This is a genomic window from Paratractidigestivibacter sp. (assembly GCF_052362415.1).
Lineage (GTDB): Bacteria > Actinomycetota > Coriobacteriia > Coriobacteriales > Atopobiaceae > Paratractidigestivibacter.
Window position 1 is genome coordinate 2830 of record NZ_DAWEMK010000141.1, and the last position, 885, is coordinate 3714.

Annotated in this window: 1 protein-coding gene and 1 pseudogene; both read left to right on the forward strand. The window is 66.1% G+C overall.

What is annotated here, in order from left to right; genetic code table 11:
* Positions 1-240: pseudogene (locus tag ACT84W_RS09935) on the forward strand (amino acid ABC transporter ATP-binding protein); the annotation flags it as partial.
* Between the two features lie 3 nt (positions 241-243).
* Positions 244-885 (forward strand): gamma-glutamyl-gamma-aminobutyrate hydrolase family protein (locus ACT84W_RS09940; protein ID WP_444329097.1); only part of this gene is annotated, 642 nt, incomplete at its 3' end.

Genomic DNA, 885 nt, shown 5'->3' on the forward strand with positions numbered 1-885 from the left:
ACCTCCGCACTCGACCCCGAGATGATCAACGAGGTCCTCGACGTCATGGTGCGCCTCGCAAAGAAGGGCATGACGATGATCGTCGTCACCCACGAGATGAACTTCGCGCGCCGCGTCGCCGACCGCGTTATCTTTATGGCAGACGGCCAGATCATCGAGATGGGCACGCCCGACGAGTTCTTCGACCACCCGCAGACCAAGCGCGCCCAGGACTTCCTCAACAGCATCAAAGGACATTAATTTATGCGATCTTGCGTTTCTTGCGATACCTGCGACCCTGACTGCCCCGTCCACTCCGAGAAGCCCGAGTCGCGCCCGCTCATCTTCGTCGCGCCCCGCTTCGAGCCGGGCCGGATGTACGGGGAAGAGCAGCTCGCGCCGAACGAGGCGACGACCAAGTGCTACGTCGACGCGATCTTCGAGGCCGGCGGCCTTCCGGTGATGATGAACATCACCGAGGACGAGGCGCTCATCCGCGAGTACGTCCGCCGCGCCGACGGCATCTGCGTGCCGGGCGGCCCCGACGTCTCGCCCAAGTTCTGGGGCGACGACTCTGAGCACCCCGGCTGCTCGTCGTGCCCCGAGCGCGACGCGTTCGAGATGGCGCTCCTGCGCGCCGCCGTCGAGGCGGACAAACCGCTCTTCACCGTGTGCCGAGGCACCCAGGCGCTGAACGTCGCGCTCGGCGGTACGCTCAATATGGACGTTCCCACCATCCCGAGGACGCCTGGCGCGCGCGAGCGGAACCACGTGAACCTCATGGGCCGGCCGAGCCACGACATCATCATCCAGGAGGGATCGCTCCTTCAGCGCGCTTGCGGGGGAGAGGAGCGCTACTCTGTGAACTCCGCCCACCACTGCTGCGTCGAGCGCCTCGGGCGCGGG